A 19,432-nucleotide genomic window follows, 5' to 3' on the forward strand; every position below is an offset into this window, starting at 1 on the left:
GAAATTGAATCTCTAAATAATCAATTAGCCGAAATGGCTAAAACAACGATGGAATATGATCTACTTGCATCGGTTCCAGGTTTAGGAGATGCGACGATTGTTGATTTACTTTCAGAAGTAGGGTGCTTTTCACTTTACGAAAATCCACGCCAACTTATCAAACTAGCGGGATTAACCTTACGTGAAAACTCATCTGGTCAACATAAAGGGCAAAAACATATCTCCAGACGGGGCAGAAAGAGACTTAGAAATATTCTTTTCAAAGTAATAGTACCAATTACACAACACGCCAACAAAATCCCTTACGTGGAAAGCAATCAATGGTGGTACTGTGTGGTAAATTACTGAAGGTATTACATGGTATTTGTAAAAAGAAAGTCCGTTTTAACAAGAAACATATGATGAAAGACCTCTACTGTCTCGCAGAGACAACGTAAACAATTTCTTTCCATCGAACTATAACAAGAAGGATGACACGGAGAAGCCGGCAACATAACTAAACTTAGACCAAGAGTCCCCGGGGCAGCTTAGCAGGCCTCTGCCTTATGAATAGACCGAACGAAGGAATGTAAGCGCACTGACGCTAAGAGACATGGGAGGGTACGTCGTCATAAGCATCGCAGAGATCCATTGTGCATCAAATAGTGGATAAAAAAGCTAATGATTTTCATTAGTTTTAGCGAAGCGTACGCTCGATTTGGTAATAAAAACTATAAATTCAATCATCTGTTTACAAAAGAGATGGAAAATATTTTCATTACAACACGAAGTGATGAAAACCGTTGATACTTCAATGTTTATAGAGGGAGGTTAGTTGAAGAGTGTAATTTATCTTGTGTTCAACTTTCGGGCCATTTTGCGGAGTAGTAGAAAACTGACATATAGCAATTTTTTTGTTATATGTCAGTTTATTCTTCATATTCAGGTATATCACCAGGCTTACAATCTAATGTCTGGCAGATTTTTTCTAATGTGGCAAAGCGAATACTACGTGCTTTACCTGTTTTTAGTATTGATAAGTTAACTTGGGTAATTCCAATTTTTTCTGCTAACGCTTTTGAAGAAATTTTTCTTTCAAGCATTACTCGATCTAGATTAATTTTTATCATTAGGAGCTCCCACCTAAATCACGTTGTTAGAATCGTCTTGTAAAGATATGCCGTATTTTAAAACCACATAAAGCGTATAAACGATGGATAACAAAAGAATGTTTCCTATTAAACTTGGCCAAGAATCCGGAAAAATATTACTGACATTGTACGCATGTACTTGCGCAAATAACAGCTGACTAATGAAGTTAAAAACGGTAAAGCTAGTGATCGAGATTAAGATTAGTTTTAGGTATTTAAGATTTCGAGAAACAAAGAAGAGTTGTTCGTAAATATTACCAATTATCTTATGTAGAGCGTACATAATGATAAACAAACAAGAAATGATTGCTAGCGCGAATAAGCAAGAAAGTACTAATAACCATACTGATACGTTTGTGTTTGAGTTTAAATCTGCAAACTGTAGCAATTGTTTTTTGACTCCGTTTGGTACTAACAATAAAGCTCCAGACGCAAATAATAGCATTAATCCAGCAAACGCACATAAAACTTGAGCAATTAGCGACATAATTGATAAAAATTTTAGAACGGTCTTGGTAAAAAGATTGATTGGAAACACCACCTCTTTTTTACATATTATTCTAAATCAATAAAGTGTTATCGTCAAACAATAATATTTTTAATATTTTTTTTCAAGGAGATTCCTGACGTATAGCTCCTAACGGGGGCTATAGTGGAGGAGTGTTGAGCTGTTCAGACAGCTCTTTTTTTCTTCAACTAAAGGGGCAGTTCGTGTGTTTAGAATAGGATTATGATCTTTGTAATAAGTTAAATATAAGAACACTTTCATTTATAGGGCGATAAAATGTAGAAACAAATAGTAAATCTATTGCATCACTCACATTAGGTATATTATCCATCTTCATAACTTTTGTTGGATTAATCTTTGGCATTATTGGGATTGTTTTATCATCTAAAAGTATGTTAGAGATTGACCATTCAGGTGAAAAAGGGAAAGATTTGGCTATTTTAGGTAAGATCTGTAGTATCGTATGAATCTGTATTCAGATTCTACTAGTTTTACTTACGGTTGTATCAATTGCAACAATTTCACTTTTAACCAATGAGGGAAATAATTAAGAAACTGTAATGGATTTTTTCTTCAATTAACAGGGGCTTTACTTCAATATGGAGTTGAGCCTTATGCTTATTCAAATAAAAGGGCAGAATAGTTTAACAAGAATTAAGTAATTTGGAGGGGATACACATGGGAAAATATGAGGTAAAACAAATAAATAATCTGTTAAATTTTGATTTTGATAGTTTAGTAAAGCAAAGCAAAGAAGATGGTTTTCGTTTTGTAGAAAGATTAGTAAATGACTATAAAAATGGCAGTAATACTTTTAACCATTTTGGAGAATGTTTATTTGGCGTGTTTAATGAAGAAGGTCTCCTTGTTGCTATTGGTGGATTAAATAAAGATCCATTTTCTAATGAACATTCTATTGGTAGGCTGAGAAGGTTTTATGTTAATAAAGCGTATAGGAGAAACGGTATAGGAAGCCTTTTGGTAAAAAGGATAATTGAGAAAGCAAAAAAATATTATAAAATTATGGTACTTCATACAGATACGGAACAAGCTGACAAATTTTATACTTCTATGGGTTTTTTAAAGGAAAATCTTTATCCAAATTCTAGTCATTATATGGAGTTTTAAAGCTAAAGTGTTACTAAACTAACGGGCAGGTTAATGGAATAAGCAGGTATTTTCAGAAGATTGTAGAACTAGATAAAATATGTGAGTTATTTAAGTAACTGACTAAATTTAAAAGAGGTGAAAGTGTGATAAAGAAATACGGACTATTTTATATATTTAGTATTGTAATCGGGATTTCTATAATGAATGGAATACTTATGTGGTTAAATATTCCAACATATGACCAATTACTTGAAAAGATACTAGGGGAACCGAATACTTTAAATAAATTTATAGCAATAACAATCTCAGGCGTATTAATTTATTTAATCATTAAAGGACTACCTAAACTAAAAAAATCTAATTAAGGGGTATGGCTTTAATAAGTAGGCAGATCCTTTTTCTTATTGAACTATAGGGTGTTTTAGCAGAAGATATTGGAGCTGTTCAGACAGCTATTTTTTTAATTAACGGGGCAGTTTAGTGAACATGAAATAATAGGTTTAGAAGGGAGGAAGCTATTATGTCCAAATGGAAAAGAGAGATGATTGAAACCTCTCGTGGTTGCTTTGAGGTGTTTGAAAAAGGAGAGGGTGAACCAGTTTGTATAACTCATCATTATTCGGAATTTAATGAGTCTGGGGACTACTTTGCTGAAACATTTACAGACAATAATAAAGTTTTTTTAGTTAACTTAAAAGACGCAGGAAACTCAGATAAAGCAGAGAATGCCTATGAATTAAGCATGGTGGACGCAGTGCTTGACCTTGAAGAGATTCGAAAAGTGAAGGGTTACTCATCATGGATATTTGCTGGACATTCTACAGGTGGAATGATTGGCGTTTTATATGGTATTCATTTTTCATCCTCTTTAATTTCACTTATTCTTGTAGGCTCTTCTGCAAGAGAATATAGCTCATCATCAAGTAAGTGTATATATAATGCTGGACATCCTAAATTTAAAAGGATGCAAGAATTAATGGAACATTTAAAGCTTCAACGCACAGTGGGAGATGACCGGAATAGATTGTCTAAAGAAAGAACTCAATTATCTTTATTTAAACCTGAAAATTATGACCTATACTTTTCGGGAAATATAATAAAAAAAATGTCTGCAAATAGATTGAATTTTTTTAGTAGAGAACAACTAATTTTTGATGTAACTCGCCAATTATCAGCTATTAAAACAAGAACTATCATTCTTTGCGGTAGGCATGATGTTCAATGCCCAGTGGAATTTTCAATCGAAATGAATGATTTAATTCCGGAAGCTTCATTACATATATTTGAACAAAGTAACCATTATCCATTTTTAGAAGAAGAGTTCGAGTTTAAGCGAGTTTTAAAAGGCGTTTTATCATAAAAAATGTTGTTCAACTAATGGGTGCTTAGTTAACGGTGTAGGTAAGAGGAGATAGCAGGCGGTATACAAAGGTGGGGGATAAATTAAATGGAAATGCTACAAGTGATTATTTTTAGTGGCTTCTTTGTCGTTTTAGGTATTATCATTTGGAAAAAGAAGCCCTTAGATTTTATTGCAGGATATCAAAAGAATCAAATTTTTGATGCTAAAAAGCTAGCACGTAATATAGGACTTGTTGTGATTTTCTTTGGTGCGGAAGTTGCTATACTAATGGGACTTAATTTAAGCATCACATCAATTGCCCCTCTTTCTATTGCCGTACTTGCAATGGGGCATATCATTTTAATCCTTTTACTCTTTATTTATGATCGGTTACAATTTCAACGACAATAAATTGGTTTAACTTTGTAAGAAATAGGGATTCCTACTTAAACTAACGGGCAGTTTAGTTGAAGATGGAATTTTCACATTTTCACTTGAATATATCTACAATAAAAAGATAGATGGAGGGCTGTTTATGGCATTAGTTTCAATCTACACTGTTGGTAGGCTAAACCACCCCTATGATCACCCTACCTCTCGTGAATTTTATCAAGTGGGAAATGAAGTATATCGTCAGGCAACTAAATCAGGACTTATAGAGGCATTTTCACCTGAAGGAGTCCTTTTCCCTGAAGAAACCGTGAAGGGAAAGGGTTCTCCTATTCTTACGCTAACAGTATGGAGAAGTCTTCAATCCTTATATCACTTTACCTATTCAGGACGACATATACAAGCATTACAGGATAGAAGCAAATGGATCGAGCCATATCCAGAGAAACACCTTTCTTATGTAGTTTGGTGGACAGAAAAGGTGAAGGATGTCTCATGGGAGGAGGCATTTAAGAGATACAACTACTATATTCAGCATGGTCCAACTCCTCTTGCATTTGATTTTAAGCATACATTTGATGAAAAAGGGGAGAAGTTCTTGATTAAGTAGCAGGGGTCCACTCTGGAGGGAATTTTGAAGAATTACACTTAAACTAACGGAGGGCTTTACTTCACTAAGAAGTAGAGCCTTATTTTTATTGATGTCAATGAACAAAATACCTATTAAATAAATAGTAGGTGATTAAATGGAAAATATTTACATTTTTTATTATTTTTATTTTGAATATTCTGATTATCATGTAGAAAAGCAGCAATATATAAGTGCTAATTTATACCATAAATAGGGAAATGGTATGGAACCATACGATATAAAGTCTTAGATACTTTAGAATAAATTTAATAAACATACATTGTTAGGATTAAATGATAGCAATTAAAAAGAATTCACTTTGAAGAAGATTGATCAAAATGGATTTTTTACTTGTGGATTAGTAAACAACTTTTATAAAAGGTTTTGTTTTACATATCCTTGCTTCTTAAATGTGTTTTGATTTCTTCTGTCACAGCTTACCATATACACCGTAAAATCAAACATGTGCAAATTCACAAAGTTTTTTAGTCACCATGTTGACTTTTTATAGATAGATGGTATTCTAAATTAGTCAATATGGTGACTAAAATGGAAAGGAGCTAAATATGGATATCAACCTCTTACTGAAAGAACTGCATTTTATGCAGCAAAGTTACGCAACATTGTTTTCGGTTGTCAATAAGGTTCAAACTCGTGGAGACGAATACTTGGAGATATTAACTTCTCGACAACACATGGCTCTTATCGCTATTGCCCATTTGCCAATTGAAAATACCACGCTGATTAATATCGCTAAAAAGCTAGGCACAACAAAGCAAAGCGCTAACAAGTTAATTACAAGCCTTGTGAAAAAAGGTTATGTTCAAACTGGGCCGAGTAAACTGGATAAACGCTCTATCAATATCGAGATTACCTCCGATGGAAAAAAAGCGTTAATAGCTTGTTCGGAAAAATCAAACTATTTTTTAGCTGATATGTTTCATGAGTTCACAACTGACGAAATCGAAACATTTTGGGGATTGCTACACAAACTCTATCGCTTCGACGGCGAAGAACAAGATGGTTTTGAAGAAAAAGCAAATCTGGAAGTTGATGAGCAGGCACAGTTAAATTCAGATAGCTATCAAGAAAAAGTCTTGGTTGAGTTTTCAAAACGACGATATGGGGGGGCGGATTGTGAATAATGCCTATATGAGTTGTATGCTGCTCTATCAGAAAGTAAAAGAAGCTGAGTATAAGCTTAAGAGGAAAATCTATTATGTGAAAAATACAATCAAGCAATCTGTATCTCATGCCAAGTATAAATTTCATCGCAACAAGAAACTAAACCGAGCAGGTAGTTATGTATCAATTGTCATTGCACTGCTTATCATTACCTTCTCTTGGCTAACCACAATAAATTGGCTATTTTGGGCAGGCGTAGTAAGTATTTTAAGTAATGCCTTTTTACTTATCATTCAATCAATAATTTGGAAAAAAGCTATTGGTCAAAAAAGGCCGTAGTATGCATTAGCTTTTTAATTCATAAAGGAGAAATCCTTGGTCTTTTAGGACCAAACGCCGTAGGAAAGAGCACTACAATTAACGAAATGGATTCATTATTTACCCGAAAAAACCAACTATGAAAAAAATTCCAGATTTAAAAAATTGAAATTAGAATAAGGGCAATGTTTGACTATTTATTTCTTAACAGTAAATCCTTCTTCAATTAACGGGGTAGGTTAGTTGAAGAAGGAAATAGTTGCATTTACATCGAAATATAATGTAATAAGCTAGATTGGAGTGCTTACAATGATTAAATTCTTTGAATACAACTGGCAGGTAAGAGATGAATGGTTTGACTGGTGCAATCAACTGACAATTAAAGAGTTGTTAAAAGACCGCAGGGGTGGAGTAGGAAATATATTATATACACTTTTTCACATAATTGATGTGGAATATAGTTGTATTCGTGGTATTGAAAGCAAAGAAGATGTAGTATTTCAGTTTGCTGATAATAATACACTTGAAAAGGTTAAATCACTTTCAGATAATTCACGAAATGAAATAGCTGAATTTATAAAAACAAATTTAGGAGGTTTAAAAGAAAAACTAGTCAGTGTTTCTAGGGATGAAGATAAATACACTTTTGATGAAATATTGCAGCATATAATTACTCGCGAAATTCACTACATAGGTCAACTTTCTGTTTGGGAAAGAGAATTAGAACTAAGCCCTGTACCTGCTAACTTTATTGGAAGAGAGTTAACGAGGGGGTTTATTAATGAAAATGAATGAAAAAACATATCTAAGTATGGAAGAGATTATTTCATTACCAACCTTATCAAGTACAAACATAAGTGATAATGGCAAAAACGTAGCATTTGTCAAGAAGACAGCTAACTGGAAAGACAATAAATATAGGAATCATGTATGGATATATGAAAAAGATAAGGGGCAGTGTTCCCCATTAACAACTAGGGGTATAGATAGTACATACCCATTATGGTCCCCAGATTCTAGAGATATCGCATACCTTAGCCCAGTTGGTGACGGGGATATGAAGAAAAATCAGATCTTTGTTAAGTCCATAGATGGTTATAGTGAGGTTCAAATTACTGATGAGAAAGAAGGGGTCAGTAAATTCAAATGGGAGCCTACTGGAAAGGGTTTTTATTATGTTGCACAGTCTAAAGAATCTGAGGCGTTAAAGAAACGTAAGGAACTATATGGAGATTTCCATCATATAGGTAAGGAATACCAGAATAATTGTTTATATTACATTGAAATAGAAAAAGTGATACAAAATGATAAATATGAACACCCGGAAAATTCTGATAGTGCTGGAAAGGATAAAGACGAACACGAAAATAGCATTGTTTATCAACTAACTGATGGTAAGCATTTTCATATCCATGAATTTGATATTTCAAATGATGGGAAAAAGGTTGTATTTATGGCTACACCAAGTCCAAATATGGAAGATTATATTAATGGTGATCTATACATACTAGATATTAAGGCTGAAGAGCTACAAAAGATGCAAATAGATAAGTTGTTGGGGGGGAGCGTTTGCTTTTCTCCTGAAGGCAGCAAAATATGTTACTCAGCAAGCATAATGGAGAAGGATTACTATAAGACCCATATACAAGACAGTACACTAGAGATATATGATATTAATAATGGAGAGCTAATTCAACCTTTAACAGATTTTGATAGTACGGTTATTCCATTACGGTGGACAGCTAAAGGAATTTTAATTAGATGGCAGAATAAAACTAATTATCTTATTGGGTTGTTATCTGAGAATGGCACTGTGGAAATGTTAAGCGAAAAAGTAGATAGCTTTATAATGGATGCTTCTATAACAAGGGATGGAAATTATATATCCTATAATAAGGCTATAACAAATGAAACCTTTGAAATCTATTTAGACGATAAAAAAATAACGAATGAAAATAGCTTTTTCAAAGGAAAGCTTAAAAGTAACAGGGAAATAATCACATGGCAAAGTAGAGATGGACTTGAAATAGAGGGAGTTTTATCAACCCCAGTAGAGTTTGACGCAAATAAAAAATATCCCTTATTAGTGGTAATCCATGGTGGACCGGCTTGGGCATCCTTTCCAATATTTTCAGACTGTTTTAATGAGAAATATCCTATTGAACAGTTTATCGAAAAAGGCTTTATAGTCTTAGAACCAAACTACAGGGTAAGTTCTGGTTATGGAAATGAATTCTTAAAAGCAAACTATAGAAAATTGGGAATTGCTAACTACGATGATGTTATATCTGGAGTGGATAAACTAGTTGACAAAGGGATTGCAGATAAAGATAGAGTAGGGGTTATGGGATGGAGTAACGGGGGATATATATCAGCTTTCTGTTCTACATTTAGTAGTAGATTTAAAGCTATTTCAGTTGGAGGTGGAATTACTAATTGGAGTACCCATTATGTAAATACAGATATCCCTTACTTTATTAGGATGTATTTAGGAAATGATCCATGGAATGATCCAGAGATATATACAAAAACATCACCAATGACATATATTAAATCAGCCTGTACTCCCACTTTAATCCAACATGGTGAAAAGGATGCAAGAGTTCCAACTCCAAATGCATATGAGCTATATCAAGGATTAAGGGATATGGAAGTTGATACAGAATTAATTATTTTTAAAGGAATGGCATATAGTTCTGACCAGCCAGGGATTGATGTGGCTATTATGAAGCAGAATTTGATGTGGTTTTCACACTATATTCTTGGAGAAAGTATGAAAGATTTTAGGGTTTGATGATTAATAAATGGATATCCTCACACGATACATAAGGATGAAACATTCTTCATAAGGAAGCTTTTTTTCTTATTTAGCCTGTGATTGTAGTTCTATGATTTCTATGTGAATTAAAAGAATTAGGCTTAATAAATTGTAAAACTTCCTATTGAATAAAAATTGATACTCAATAGGAAGTTTTACTTTAGCTTATATCGTATGATTTTTCGATAAAGTGTTTAGCTTTCTCAAGGTCTTCATCGTTATTGATTCTTATTTCTAAATCACCGGTCCCATAATGACCAATATTAGTTACATTGCGAGTAAAGCCTTGTTCTAAAGTCACTGTTGAAGGGTCTACTTTCAAATATAACAAGATTGAATTTGACTGTGGATGGATTTCGACACAAGAAAAGTTCTTAATACGTTTGAAAGCGATGTAATATTTTAACGTTTTCATTTGTACATCGTCACCTAAGGCAATCATAAAGGCCTTTAAATTTTCGAAGCGATCCGTTAATTTTTCATTAGATTGATCTAAATAGTCTGAAACAGTTTTAAATGTTTTGATACTTGATTTTTGTACTCTATCTGAAGAATTGTCTTCAATATAAACAGTTTGGGCTGTTGTTGCATTCACTAAATCCAACATTAAAAATCCATCTGCGTAGTGTTTATATTGATAAAGTTCTATGTTGCGATTAATTTGTATAACGGCGTGCTCATCGTATTTTGTGAAGTTACCTGCAATACATAACAGACGTGGGCTACTCCAATCAATATTGTCTGCAATCGATTGACCGAATTTTCTTAAAGTCATCAATTCGAATTCTGCTTTATGGTCAAGTAACCAGTCTAAATAATAGAGGCCCTGATTGATCACATTTTCATTCATAGATCGTTTATATTCGATAATTACAGGAGAATGATTTTCATCTAATCCAAGTGTATCTATTCTTCCTCCATGGCGTTTTCCAGTTGAATATTCCGACGCTAAAAACTTTATCCCAAGAAATGATTCAAGGTGTTTTTCGATTAAATTTTGTAATGATTTCTCTAGTGCAACAGAATGACCATGTAATTCTTGAACATTGTCACCGTTTAGCTTGAAAAATTTAATATCCCCCATTAGTATATCCTCCTAGTAGTTGTAGTTCATTTTGTTAGCAATGTTTACAACAAAATAAATCATCTGCATCTTTTGAAAAATGTTCAATTAACTTATATGAACCTTTTTTTGGACAAACAGTAACAAGTGAATTTTGTATGTATGCAGACATATCGTTGCCTAAATCATAATCATCTAAGTATTATGGAAGCGTGAGCATAAATTTTGTCTATTACTGTATTTGTTTCTAGTGAAACATCTTCACTAGTGAAATAAATAGTATTTGTAGTAGAAAAATCTACAAGTGGCTTTGTAAAATCCAGTAATTTATATTGTACCGAAACGTTATTTAATTGCACACATAAAAAATCATGTAAATGTGTTATCTGTTCTTCGATAAACTCGTCATCACCTAATGTAACCTAGTTAATAAGGATTGCTTTTTGCATATCAAAGTAGGTTTCATCAGTGTAATAGATGTATGTATCTTAATGTAACTCTATTAACTTATCATATAATTGTTTGATACATAAAATATAGTTCGAATCAGGTTCATTTCCTAAGTATTCTTCCATTGAAATTTCAAATGGTTCTTGTTTATTGAGTAATCCATATTACCCATCTACAATTTCGATTTCGTTATAAGTTTCAACAAAAATATAGCGATTATAGATGTATAGTTGTTAAAATAATTTGTGAATAATGGGAGCCTATACCAAAAATAGATAACATTCAGTTAGCATAGTGTAAAAATCGATTAAAATGATCCATCTTTTTTCATAAACAAACCCCTTTTAATTATTCTTTGAACTATTTTAGGCTACTATAGGTTTGTATGGGGTTTGATTTACAATTGATTTTTATAATAGTTGCACAAAATTTGAAACACTAGGAGTTTAGAAATATAACCCAAAATGTACTAAAACTTTAAAAATAATATCAGTATAATTTTATTGGAATCAATAGGTGTCTTATAAAAAAATGTGTATTGAATTTTAAAAAAGGAAGGTTAATTACAAATAATATTTACTTTTTTATCTTTCATGACACTGCTAAAAGATAAATGGTGAAGTTTAAGCAAGTTTAATAGAAAGAATGAGGAGAGTATATATGGATTGGAAACCTGATAGAAAAGCAAAAAAAGCTATCTATAAACAACTCGCAGAATATATAGAAAAGGGAATTGCAGATGGTACATTTCCACCTGATAAACCATTGCCATCAGAGAGAAATTTAGCGAATATTCTAGAAATAAATAGAAGTACTGTGGTAAATGCATATGACGAATTAGAATCGATTGGGCTAATTGAAAGAAATAGAGGAAGTGGTACCACCATTAGTAAAGATATATGGGGTATAACAAAAAAACGAATTCCTAGCTGGAATAGGTATATTGGGGCAGGTTCTTTTTTACCTAATCTACCAGTAACACAAAAAATAAGAAAAGAAGCTGTTGAACATAATTTAATAAATTTAGCTACAGGTGAATTGTCAGAAGAACTTTTCCCAAAAAGCTTTTTAAGGGAGATAACCTCAACACGTTCTTTTATTGGAAGCCTAGGATACGATCATCCACAGGGGAGTGAAATCCTAAGAAAAACCCTTACAAAACATATAAAAAAAAGTCGGGGAATCGAAACGAATCCTTCTTCAATACTTATAACATCAGGAGCGCAACAAGCATTACATTTAATTGTACAATGTTTGTTAAAGCCTGGAGATGCAATAGCAATAGAAGATCCTTCTTACAATTATAATCTTCCGATTTTTAAATCAGCAGGTATACAAATACATTATCTACCTGTCCACAGGGATGGGATTAACCCTGAAGATTTGCAGTCATTATATAAAAAACACCGTATTAAAATGATTTTTTTAAATCCAGATTTTCAAAATCCAACGGGTTCTTTAATGAATGTAAAAAAAAGAGAAGCTATTTTAGATATATCCTCAAAGCTTGGGATTCCAGTAGTAGAAGACGACCCTTATAGTTTAACAGCTTTTTCAGGAGATAAAATACCTACCCTTAAATCTATAGATAAGAATGGAAACGTATTATACATTAGTTCTTTGTCCAAAATTGTTGCCTCAGGATTAAGAATAGGATGGATTATTGGCCCAACATCAGTGATTGAAAGATTATCTGATGCAAAGCAGCAAGTCGACTTTGGACATTCTATCTATACACAATGGATAGCGAATGATTTTTTAGAATCGGAAAATTTCAATTTTCATATAAAAAGTTTAATTAAGGAATTAGAAAAAAGGAGAGATAAAATTATGAAAAGCCTGGATGTTTATTTAAAAGGCCAAGTGGAATATTCTATTCCTCAAGGTGGTATTCATATTTGGTGTAAAATACTTAAACACTTTAATGAAATCCAATTACTTGAAGAATCAATTAAAAGAGGCGTCATTTATGTTCCTGGTTCTACAATGGGATCTAAAAATGGATTTGTTCGTTTTACTTTCGCAAGAGAAGATGAAGATTCGATTGATGAAGGAATCAAAAGGTTTGCAGAAGCTCTTAATTGTGTGTAAATATTTCCTTCTGGAAAAGCATCTATAATATTCTAAGAAGATTTGTTATTAATATTTATTTTAAATTGTATTCCTAAGATAAATGGATGGTCAAAAAATAATCCAATTGGATGGTTATTAAAAATATAAATCCTTTATCATTAAGAGGTAGTTGATGAAACATCTATATAGGCTAATTAATAATTATTTGTGGCTTTGTGTGTGAATTGATTTACAATTTATCATTTGTATACTAAGGGAGGCCGGACGTTTTTAGCGACCGATTGTTATGTTGTCTTATTGAAAATAGCACTCGTTTGAAAATTACTATTTTGTGATAGTATATTTCTTGCTATTAAGATGAGGACCTATAGTAACCAGATGTTTTTATTGAAGGAGTTGAGATAATATGACATGGACAGTGGCAATTATGATAGTGATTGGAATTATCTTTAAATTGTTAATGAGTCCTCCAAATGCACTTGTGGCATGGGTTTTAGATAAATTTGAACTTCATCAAAAACTTGATTCAGAAGATGTTAATGTAACATTTAACGGAAAGAATTTAGAAGTGGAAGAAAAAATTAGATTGCTTGAGTATTTTAATGAAGCTAACTTTTTAAAAAAACATTATATATTTCCAGGCAATGAAAAATTATTTCTATATCCAGACACTAATGTAACTCCATTTGTCATCAACTTAAAAAAGGGCAAAAAAGAAGTTAATTACTTTGTTTATAATCACGATAATCACGTTGATGTAGTTAAGCAGTGGAAGAAGAAAGTTGTTTCTTATAGTCTTAGATCTGATGATCTTCAAAAATTTAATATGTCAACTAGTAGAACAGTGGAGTAAGTATACTATTCAAGGGATATACAATAACTTCATGAATTGTATTTTCCAAATTGAAGTCGCCATTATAATGAAATTAAATCACTTCCTTGTAATTTTGATTTCCGAAACGTACCCCTACTGTATTTCCAATGGCAATGGACACCCCATACTATGAATGTTTTTATCTGACTTACATTGAAAAAACATATCATTATTTATAATCAGTCCATTAAAGGAGCAAATTATGTTCAATGATAAAGATTTACTTAGTGTAGATGTAGCAAAGATGTATTACGATTTAGATAAGACTCAAGGTGAAATCGCTAAAGCTCTCGATCTATCTAGACCTACTGTTTCAAAGTTATTGAAGTACGCCAAAGAAAAAAATTACGTAAACATCGTTATTAACGATCCTAGAGATTAGTCTTTTAATCTTGAATTAGCACTACAAGAAAAATATCAATTGAATGCTGTCCGCATAACATTAGCTCCAACAGATGAAGAACAGCAAAGTAAAAAGTACATTGGTAAAATAACAGCTAGATAACATCTAGACTTTATTTTAAACAGTACAAATTTGTTTTAAACCGACCGTAAAGTGATAATAAATTTATTTGATTTTGATATAAAAATGTAAGAGCCTTGCTACATCTTATTGTAGTAAGGCTCTTATCAGTTGTTTAATTCTTATTTAACTAACGTACCTAAGAGGGGAGCCTATTTCGTATGTAAACCAATAAAAAATTCTAGTTCGACAAAAAAAGACAAGTAATATATAATGTTATAGTAATATATGAGCATGATATTAGTACTATTTTTCTAAAATTGAAAAGGGCAAACTTATTGAAAGATAAGGACGCAAAGCTACGAGTCTAAAATCCTCTTGGATGATGATAGTCGGGTTGCCAAGAATAATAACGATTTTTTGGCTATCCCTATCTATATCTGGGATAGCTTTTATTTATTACACTCGAACGAAAAGAACGTGCAAATGTCAACAATGAAGTAAAGCAGGCAAAAAAGAAAAAGGAGGTTAAAAGATGATAGTCGTAGATAAAAAGAAATATAAAATGGCAATTAATGAGGTCGCGAAGGAAGTTCAAGTACAGGTGCGTGGATTAATGAAAGAGGAAGATGCAGAAGGTTATATGAAAGATTTACAGGATACAATTAATAAAGTATCAAGAAGAGAATATACGTTTGTTGTCGATGGGACTCATCAAACAACTGTCCCTTCAAAGGTTGTACCGCAGTTGGAGCAAACGATGCAATTTTATTCTAACTTAGGTTTTAAGGATATCCTTGTAGTAAAACCTTCATCTAAAATTGCTCAAGTGCAAATTAGGAATGCTCTTGAAAGAATTGAGTTCACTGGTACATTTATCGATAAAGTAAATCATTCTATGTAATGTTAGGTCCAATAGAAAAGAAATTTTTATTTTACAATTTGAAAGGAAGATCAATAAGTGCAAACAACACAAGAGATATATACATATGAAATTATTACGAAGGGACAAACAGCTTTAATTCAGAAAGCAGCTGAGTGTTTAGCTCGTTCATTTATTGGAGTGGATGTTTCAGGGAAATGGGTTCAGGAACCAATGGTAGGTCAATTAAATATAGGTTATGAAGATTTCTATAAGTTTACCAAGGATTATTTAGACTCTACAATAGAGCAGGGATATTGCGCAGTCGCTCTGGATATTAATAATAATGTTGTTGGTGCGCTTGCTGGAGATACAAATGCACCAGAGATTATCGGAGAAGATATATTTGAAGGTTCTTTTTATGATATGAATGTAATTCTGCGTGTTCTGGAGGATGTGGATAAACGTTTCATAGAAGATTATAAAAAACGAAACGGAAAAGAAATCCAAGATGGAGAGTTATTACACCTGTTCATGTTAGGAGTGACAGCTGAACATGAACGTCACGAAATTATTCAGCAATTAGGAAATGGATTGCTAACAAAGGCATCATCACAAGGGGTGAAGGCTGTTTTAGGTGAAGCGACAAACCCGAAGTCGATACGTGTAATGGAAAAATATCATAATATGAAAAAATATAAAGATTTAGACGGAAATTATATTGTTCATAAATATCAGGATAATAGTAAGTTGAATGGTATTCCTGAAAATGTATCGGATGGAACATATATCCTTATAAAGGAGCTTTAAAATATTCATAATTAAGTCTAATCCAATAATTAATAGGAGTTAGGGGATATATTTATCATGGAGGCTATTATGCTAGGAATAATTGTTATTTTAATGGGGGTATCGGTGTATTTTGCTTACCGCTATTTTTCACTAAAACACCATTCTCAGATTAATAAAGAAATAATAGATGGAATGAAAGAAATATCTGCAGGTAATATCACAAGCAAAGTTGATGAAAGAAGTCCTGGTCATGCTGTATTTAATCAACTAATTGAGTTTTTCAGCAGTACTAGGGAAAAAGTTTTTACATTTTCAAAACATGTACATAAAAAAGGAGAAAACCTCGCTGAAACCGGTGAATATGCTTCTGAGAAAGGAGATATTGTTAGAGCGGCAATTGATGAGGTAGGTAGAGGATTACAGAAACAATTAGTAGCTACAGAAGAAAGTGCCGAATCTATGGAAGAAATGGCACAGGCTATCGAAGATCTATCAGTGAGATCAAGTCAAATTTCAGAACAATCGAATACTACCTTAGAATTGACGCAAGAAGGAAACGAGAAGCTAAAGGATTCCTTAGATAAAATGAATCAGTTTAATCAAACGATAAATACAACATTTGATGCAATAAATATACTCGGAGAAAAATCTCACGAAATCGGCACTATTGTAAAAGTGATATCTGGGATTGCAGAACAAATTAATTTATTGGCTTTGAATGCGGCAATAGAAGCTGCCCGTGCGGGGGAACATGGTAAAGGATTTGCGGTTGTTGCTGATGAGGTTCGAAAATTGGCCGAACAATCACGCCAGTCTTCTTCTGAAGTATCAATTATTGTAAAGAATATACAAGAAGAAACTGAAGTAGTTGTCAAGTCAATTCAACAGGGAAAAGAAGAATTTAAAGATACAAATACTACCATTTTAGAGGTTGGAACCATGTTCGACGAGATTCTATCTACTACAAAGATCATTGCTGAAAATAATGAATATTCTTCTGCAAGTACAGAAGAATTATCTTCTGCTTCTCAGCAGATAATGATAACAATTGTTGAGATAGCTTCTATCTCTCGAGAATCTGTTGAAATGTTTGAGGAACTAATTGAAATTAGTGATGATGAACTAAATACAATGGAAAAACTTGTTCAAGAAGCAAAGAGTCTTTTAGAATTAAGAAATGATGTAAACAAATTACAATTTACATTGAATCAGGGTTTTGAAACTGCGGAAGCTAAAGTGGGTCAAGATACTGAAAATAAGGTCAGTGTATCAGTATAAAGATATTCACCTTGCAGGCTAATAAATTTAAGAGTGCTTCTCATAGGTTGATCCAACTTGTGGAAAGCTCTTTTTTATACGGGGTAAAAACTGAAAAGGAGCAAGGTGTGACTGCAGTTACTAATAATGATTTGAGTAAGCGCATGAAAGCCACTTGGGTGATTGGTATTTTTATTGTTTTCGTTGGCGCACAGTCTCGTCTTTCGTATGGTGCGATGGCAGATGTCCAACTCTTTAATAAGACGATCATTGACCTGATGGATTATGCAGTCAGCATTATCTGGATGCCTTTAGGTAGGTGCATTATTGATCGCGATTTTTGTATCCTGGAAAAATTCGAAAATAGATTTGTTTGCAGAATTAAAACTAGGATCGAATGTAGGATACATATTCTTTAACCGTTATTATTTTCTCTTAAAATATGTAGTTCCAATTGCCATCATCTTTGTTCTTTTTAATGTACCTGGTCTATCAGATTGTATTCTAATTTTTTAAAAATAAAACTACTTCTACTAAAAATATCAAGGAGCTAAAACAATGAAGAAAGTACAAGAATTGTTTCCTAGTATGGACGGGAATGACTTTCAAAGAGAGGAACTATTGTCCTACTTTAGGACGATATTAACGAAAATAGATGAATTAAAGGACCCTAACAAACTAACGCTAGGAGAAATGCCAGAGTACACAGAGGATTACTATAATCGTGTTATTCAAAAGGCTGATGTTCCGAAAACGGGTGTGTCGATGGAGAAAGTAATTCAGGAGCTTCTAAAATTGGTAGAAGGACACCGGTACGTCAATCGAAATTATGTAGCCAATGCAGCGCCTCTCCCGAATATTGCTAGTATTATCGGGAATTTAGTAATGGTGCTTGTCAATGGGAACAATATTTGGGATGTGGAAGGCCCAGCAGCGGCTACAGCAGAAATCGAAGTAACTAGTATGTTATCCAAACTTATCGGATACGATGAAAGCATCAGTGCAGGATATACAACTTGGGGAGGACAAGGGGCTGTCTTTAACTCTTTACGTCTTGCTATTGCCCGTTACGCGCCTTCCTCTAATCAAAATGGTGTACCGCAAAATCTCTATTGCTTCTGTTCAGAGCTATCACACTACAGTCTGTATAAATCAATAGAAGCAACTGGGATTGGCGTAGAAAACATGATTCGTGTGAAAGCTAATGCTGATCATTCTATGAATCTAGAAGATTTAAAAGAAAAAATGGAGCTTGTTATTGCAAAAGGCGGTGTTCCTCTTTATGTCCTTGCCACAATGGGAACTACTGATACCTTTGGGATTGATGACATTGAGGGAATTAAGCGGATAGCGGAAGAATTGGAAAGCACATATGGCATAAATCCAATTTATATCCATGCAGACTCTGCTATGGGAGGCATGTATACTTTCTTTAATAATTACGACTTTGAAAGCAATCCTCTGCAATTTGAAAACAACGTTAATGAGGTATTGAAATCCTATCAACAGAAGTTTAAACATATCAAACTTGCAGATAGTATGGTCTTTGATTTCCATAAGCTTGGACAAACGCCATATATCACGAGTTTATTTTTAATCAAAAACAGAGAGTATCTGAAGTATGTTGATTTAGATGCAGCGGAAACGCCGTATGTTGGGAATCGCAGTTATGGTAGCTATCATACAGGCTACACGCTCGAATGCTCTCGAATGGGAAGTGCTTTGACGATTTATGCGTCTTTATTAGCATTTGGAATAGAAGGCTATCAAGAGCTTTTAGCCAACTATATTCGTGTCAATATTACTTTTAGAGATACTTTAATAAAAGAAGTTTCAAATGTGGTAATTACAAATGAGGTTTCGCCGATTACAACATTCCGTTTTTATCCTGAAAAGACAAAATGGAATGATGAATTAAACGGACTTTTAACCGTAGAAGAAATGATGGAAATTAATCAATTTAATGACGAGTTTGCAGATGTAATTGGTGCCGAACGAGATACAGTCTTCTTTGGAAATACAAAAAAGCAGCGTCTCGTGGAAGCAGCAAACTCAAACAAGCGGATATCCGTATATGCGCATAAATTTTTTGCGATCTCGCCATACACAACAATTGAAGAAGTCGAACGTTATGTTGGATTTCTAAAAGAACACCAAGAGTTTTTCCTGAAAACAAGAAGCAGTGAAAATATACTAATAAGATCCTAAAGAGGTAAAAAAGATTAA

Annotated in this window: 21 protein-coding genes, 1 pseudogene and 1 riboswitch; of the genes and pseudogenes, 19 read left to right on the forward strand and 3 right to left on the reverse strand. The window is 33.0% G+C overall.

Annotated elements, in window-relative coordinates:
* Positions 1-437 (forward strand): annotated as a pseudogene (locus ACQKM9_RS13930) (transposase); the annotation flags it as partial.
* A 471-nt stretch (positions 438-908) separates the two neighbouring features.
* Here the strand turns inward: ACQKM9_RS13930 and ACQKM9_RS13935 are convergent.
* Both ACQKM9_RS13935 and ACQKM9_RS13940 read right to left on the reverse strand, forming a co-directional pair.
* Positions 909-1,109: a helix-turn-helix domain-containing protein gene (locus tag ACQKM9_RS13935; RefSeq protein ID WP_427734943.1), complete on the reverse strand. Its 201-nt coding sequence runs from the start codon at positions 1,107-1,109 to the stop codon at positions 909-911.
* Positions 1,110-1,122: 13 nt separating this feature from the next.
* Positions 1,123-1,617 (reverse strand): DUF2975 domain-containing protein, encoded by a 495-nt coding sequence (locus ACQKM9_RS13940; protein ID WP_427734944.1) that lies wholly within the window; start codon positions 1,615-1,617, stop codon positions 1,123-1,125.
* A 320-nt stretch (positions 1,618-1,937) separates the two neighbouring features.
* Here ACQKM9_RS13940 and ACQKM9_RS13945 point away from each other — a divergent pair, with 320 nt between their 5' ends.
* From ACQKM9_RS13945 to ACQKM9_RS13990, 10 genes are all read left to right on the forward strand, one after another.
* Complete coding sequence (locus ACQKM9_RS13945) at positions 1,938-2,105, forward strand: DUF4190 domain-containing protein (RefSeq protein WP_427735071.1); 168 nt, start codon at positions 1,938-1,940, stop codon at positions 2,103-2,105.
* A gap of 211 nt (positions 2,106-2,316) precedes the next feature.
* The gene (locus tag ACQKM9_RS13950) at positions 2,317-2,766 is read left to right on the forward strand and encodes a GNAT family N-acetyltransferase (RefSeq protein ID WP_427734945.1); all 450 of its coding nucleotides are present in this window, start codon (positions 2,317-2,319) and stop codon (positions 2,764-2,766) included.
* Between the two features lie 182 nt (positions 2,767-2,948).
* Positions 2,949-3,113: a hypothetical protein gene (locus ACQKM9_RS13955; protein ID WP_427734946.1), complete on the forward strand. Its 165-nt coding sequence runs from the start codon at positions 2,949-2,951 to the stop codon at positions 3,111-3,113.
* Between the two features lie 155 nt (positions 3,114-3,268).
* Positions 3,269-4,108 (forward strand): alpha/beta fold hydrolase, encoded by an 840-nt coding sequence (locus tag ACQKM9_RS13960; protein WP_427734947.1) that lies wholly within the window; start codon positions 3,269-3,271, stop codon positions 4,106-4,108.
* An 87-nt stretch (positions 4,109-4,195) separates the two neighbouring features.
* The gene (locus tag ACQKM9_RS13965) at positions 4,196-4,501 is read left to right on the forward strand and encodes a DUF3784 domain-containing protein (protein ID WP_427734948.1); all 306 of its coding nucleotides are present in this window, start codon (positions 4,196-4,198) and stop codon (positions 4,499-4,501) included.
* A 124-nt stretch (positions 4,502-4,625) separates the two neighbouring features.
* Positions 4,626-5,090, forward strand: a complete 465-nt coding sequence (locus ACQKM9_RS13970; RefSeq protein ID WP_427734949.1) for a DUF3291 domain-containing protein — start codon at positions 4,626-4,628, stop codon at positions 5,088-5,090.
* A 587-nt stretch (positions 5,091-5,677) separates the two neighbouring features.
* Positions 5,678-6,256 (forward strand): MarR family winged helix-turn-helix transcriptional regulator, encoded by a 579-nt coding sequence (locus tag ACQKM9_RS13975; protein ID WP_427734950.1) that lies wholly within the window; start codon positions 5,678-5,680, stop codon positions 6,254-6,256.
* Positions 6,234-6,575 (forward strand): hypothetical protein, encoded by a 342-nt coding sequence (locus tag ACQKM9_RS13980; RefSeq protein WP_427734951.1) that lies wholly within the window; start codon positions 6,234-6,236, stop codon positions 6,573-6,575. The genes ACQKM9_RS13975 and ACQKM9_RS13980 overlap by 23 nt, the downstream gene beginning before the upstream one ends.
* Before the next feature lie 288 nt (positions 6,576-6,863).
* Positions 6,864-7,349 carry a DinB family protein gene (locus ACQKM9_RS13985; RefSeq protein WP_427734952.1) on the forward strand — a complete coding sequence of 162 codons (486 nt, stop codon included), beginning with the start codon at positions 6,864-6,866 and terminating at the stop codon, positions 7,347-7,349.
* The gene (locus tag ACQKM9_RS13990; protein ID WP_427734953.1) at positions 7,336-9,348 is read left to right on the forward strand and encodes a prolyl oligopeptidase family serine peptidase; all 2,013 of its coding nucleotides are present in this window, start codon (positions 7,336-7,338) and stop codon (positions 9,346-9,348) included. Before ACQKM9_RS13985 ends, ACQKM9_RS13990 begins: the two co-directional genes overlap by 14 nt.
* Before the next feature lie 184 nt (positions 9,349-9,532).
* Here ACQKM9_RS13990 and ACQKM9_RS13995 read toward each other — a convergent pair whose 3' ends face one another.
* The gene (locus ACQKM9_RS13995; protein WP_427734954.1) at positions 9,533-10,456 is read right to left on the reverse strand and encodes a DUF5655 domain-containing protein; all 924 of its coding nucleotides are present in this window, start codon (positions 10,454-10,456) and stop codon (positions 9,533-9,535) included.
* A 1,089-nt stretch (positions 10,457-11,545) separates the two neighbouring features.
* Here ACQKM9_RS13995 and ACQKM9_RS14000 point away from each other — a divergent pair.
* From ACQKM9_RS14000 to ACQKM9_RS14035, 8 genes are all read left to right on the forward strand, one after another.
* Complete coding sequence (locus ACQKM9_RS14000; RefSeq protein WP_427734955.1) at positions 11,546-12,976, forward strand: PLP-dependent aminotransferase family protein; 1,431 nt, start codon at positions 11,546-11,548, stop codon at positions 12,974-12,976.
* A gap of 388 nt (positions 12,977-13,364) precedes the next feature.
* Positions 13,365-13,811, forward strand: coding sequence for a YfmQ family protein (locus ACQKM9_RS14005; RefSeq protein WP_427734956.1), 447 nt, complete (start codon positions 13,365-13,367; stop codon positions 13,809-13,811).
* Positions 13,812-14,034: 223 nt separating this feature from the next.
* Positions 14,035-14,214 (forward strand): MarR family transcriptional regulator, encoded by a 180-nt coding sequence (locus ACQKM9_RS14010; RefSeq protein WP_390393146.1) that lies wholly within the window; start codon positions 14,035-14,037, stop codon positions 14,212-14,214.
* Positions 14,215-14,613: 399 nt separating this feature from the next.
* A riboswitch (cyclic di-GMP riboswitch) is annotated at positions 14,614-14,700 on the forward strand.
* Between the two features lie 130 nt (positions 14,701-14,830).
* Positions 14,831-15,199, forward strand: coding sequence for a hypothetical protein (locus tag ACQKM9_RS14015; protein ID WP_427734957.1), 369 nt, complete (start codon positions 14,831-14,833; stop codon positions 15,197-15,199).
* 57 nt (positions 15,200-15,256) lie between these two features.
* Positions 15,257-15,967 carry a hypothetical protein gene (locus ACQKM9_RS14020; protein ID WP_427734958.1) on the forward strand — a complete coding sequence of 237 codons (711 nt, stop codon included), beginning with the start codon at positions 15,257-15,259 and terminating at the stop codon, positions 15,965-15,967.
* 57 nt (positions 15,968-16,024) lie between these two features.
* Positions 16,025-17,227 (forward strand): methyl-accepting chemotaxis protein, encoded by a 1,203-nt coding sequence (locus ACQKM9_RS14025; RefSeq protein WP_427734959.1) that lies wholly within the window; start codon positions 16,025-16,027, stop codon positions 17,225-17,227.
* A gap of 59 nt (positions 17,228-17,286) precedes the next feature.
* On the forward strand, positions 17,287-17,625 hold the full coding sequence (locus ACQKM9_RS14030; protein ID WP_427734960.1) for a hypothetical protein: 339 nt from the start codon (positions 17,287-17,289) through the stop codon (positions 17,623-17,625).
* 139 nt (positions 17,626-17,764) lie between these two features.
* Positions 17,765-19,414, forward strand: coding sequence for a pyridoxal phosphate-dependent decarboxylase family protein (locus tag ACQKM9_RS14035; protein ID WP_427734961.1), 1,650 nt, complete (start codon positions 17,765-17,767; stop codon positions 19,412-19,414).
* The last annotated feature ends 18 nt before the right edge of the window (positions 19,415-19,432 follow it).

This window comes from Viridibacillus sp. NPDC093762 (assembly GCF_050279675.1).
In the GTDB taxonomy this organism is placed as follows: domain Bacteria; phylum Bacillota; class Bacilli; order Bacillales_A; family Planococcaceae; genus Viridibacillus.

Bases quoted from the DNA above. Each gene is read 5' to 3' on its own strand.
- ACQKM9_RS13935 (WP_427734943.1), bottom strand. From the start codon at position 1,109: ATGATAAAAATTAATCTAGATCGAGTAATGCTTGAAAGAAAAATTTCT.
- ACQKM9_RS13940 (WP_427734944.1), bottom strand. From the start codon at position 1,617: ATGTCGCTAATTGCTCAAGTTTTATGTGCGTTTGCTGGATTAATGCTA.
- ACQKM9_RS13950 (WP_427734945.1), top strand. From the start codon at position 2,317: ATGGGAAAATATGAGGTAAAACAAATAAATAATCTGTTAAATTTTGAT.
- ACQKM9_RS13955 (WP_427734946.1), top strand. From the start codon at position 2,949: ATGAATGGAATACTTATGTGGTTAAATATTCCAACATATGACCAATTA.
- ACQKM9_RS13960 (WP_427734947.1), top strand. From the start codon at position 3,269: ATGTCCAAATGGAAAAGAGAGATGATTGAAACCTCTCGTGGTTGCTTT.
- ACQKM9_RS13965 (WP_427734948.1), top strand. From the start codon at position 4,196: ATGGAAATGCTACAAGTGATTATTTTTAGTGGCTTCTTTGTCGTTTTA.
- ACQKM9_RS13970 (WP_427734949.1), top strand. From the start codon at position 4,626: ATGGCATTAGTTTCAATCTACACTGTTGGTAGGCTAAACCACCCCTAT.
- ACQKM9_RS13975 (WP_427734950.1), top strand. From the start codon at position 5,678: ATGGATATCAACCTCTTACTGAAAGAACTGCATTTTATGCAGCAAAGT.
- ACQKM9_RS13980 (WP_427734951.1), top strand. From the start codon at position 6,234: ATGGGGGGGCGGATTGTGAATAATGCCTATATGAGTTGTATGCTGCTC.
- ACQKM9_RS13985 (WP_427734952.1), top strand. From the start codon at position 6,864: ATGATTAAATTCTTTGAATACAACTGGCAGGTAAGAGATGAATGGTTT.
- ACQKM9_RS13990 (WP_427734953.1), top strand. From the start codon at position 7,336: ATGAAAATGAATGAAAAAACATATCTAAGTATGGAAGAGATTATTTCA.
- ACQKM9_RS13995 (WP_427734954.1), bottom strand. From the start codon at position 10,456: ATGGGGGATATTAAATTTTTCAAGCTAAACGGTGACAATGTTCAAGAA.
- ACQKM9_RS14000 (WP_427734955.1), top strand. From the start codon at position 11,546: ATGGATTGGAAACCTGATAGAAAAGCAAAAAAAGCTATCTATAAACAA.
- ACQKM9_RS14005 (WP_427734956.1), top strand. From the start codon at position 13,365: ATGACATGGACAGTGGCAATTATGATAGTGATTGGAATTATCTTTAAA.
- ACQKM9_RS14010 (WP_390393146.1), top strand. From the start codon at position 14,035: ATGTTCAATGATAAAGATTTACTTAGTGTAGATGTAGCAAAGATGTAT.
- ACQKM9_RS14015 (WP_427734957.1), top strand. From the start codon at position 14,831: ATGATAGTCGTAGATAAAAAGAAATATAAAATGGCAATTAATGAGGTC.
- ACQKM9_RS14025 (WP_427734959.1), top strand. From the start codon at position 16,025: ATGGAGGCTATTATGCTAGGAATAATTGTTATTTTAATGGGGGTATCG.
- ACQKM9_RS14035 (WP_427734961.1), top strand. From the start codon at position 17,765: ATGAAGAAAGTACAAGAATTGTTTCCTAGTATGGACGGGAATGACTTT.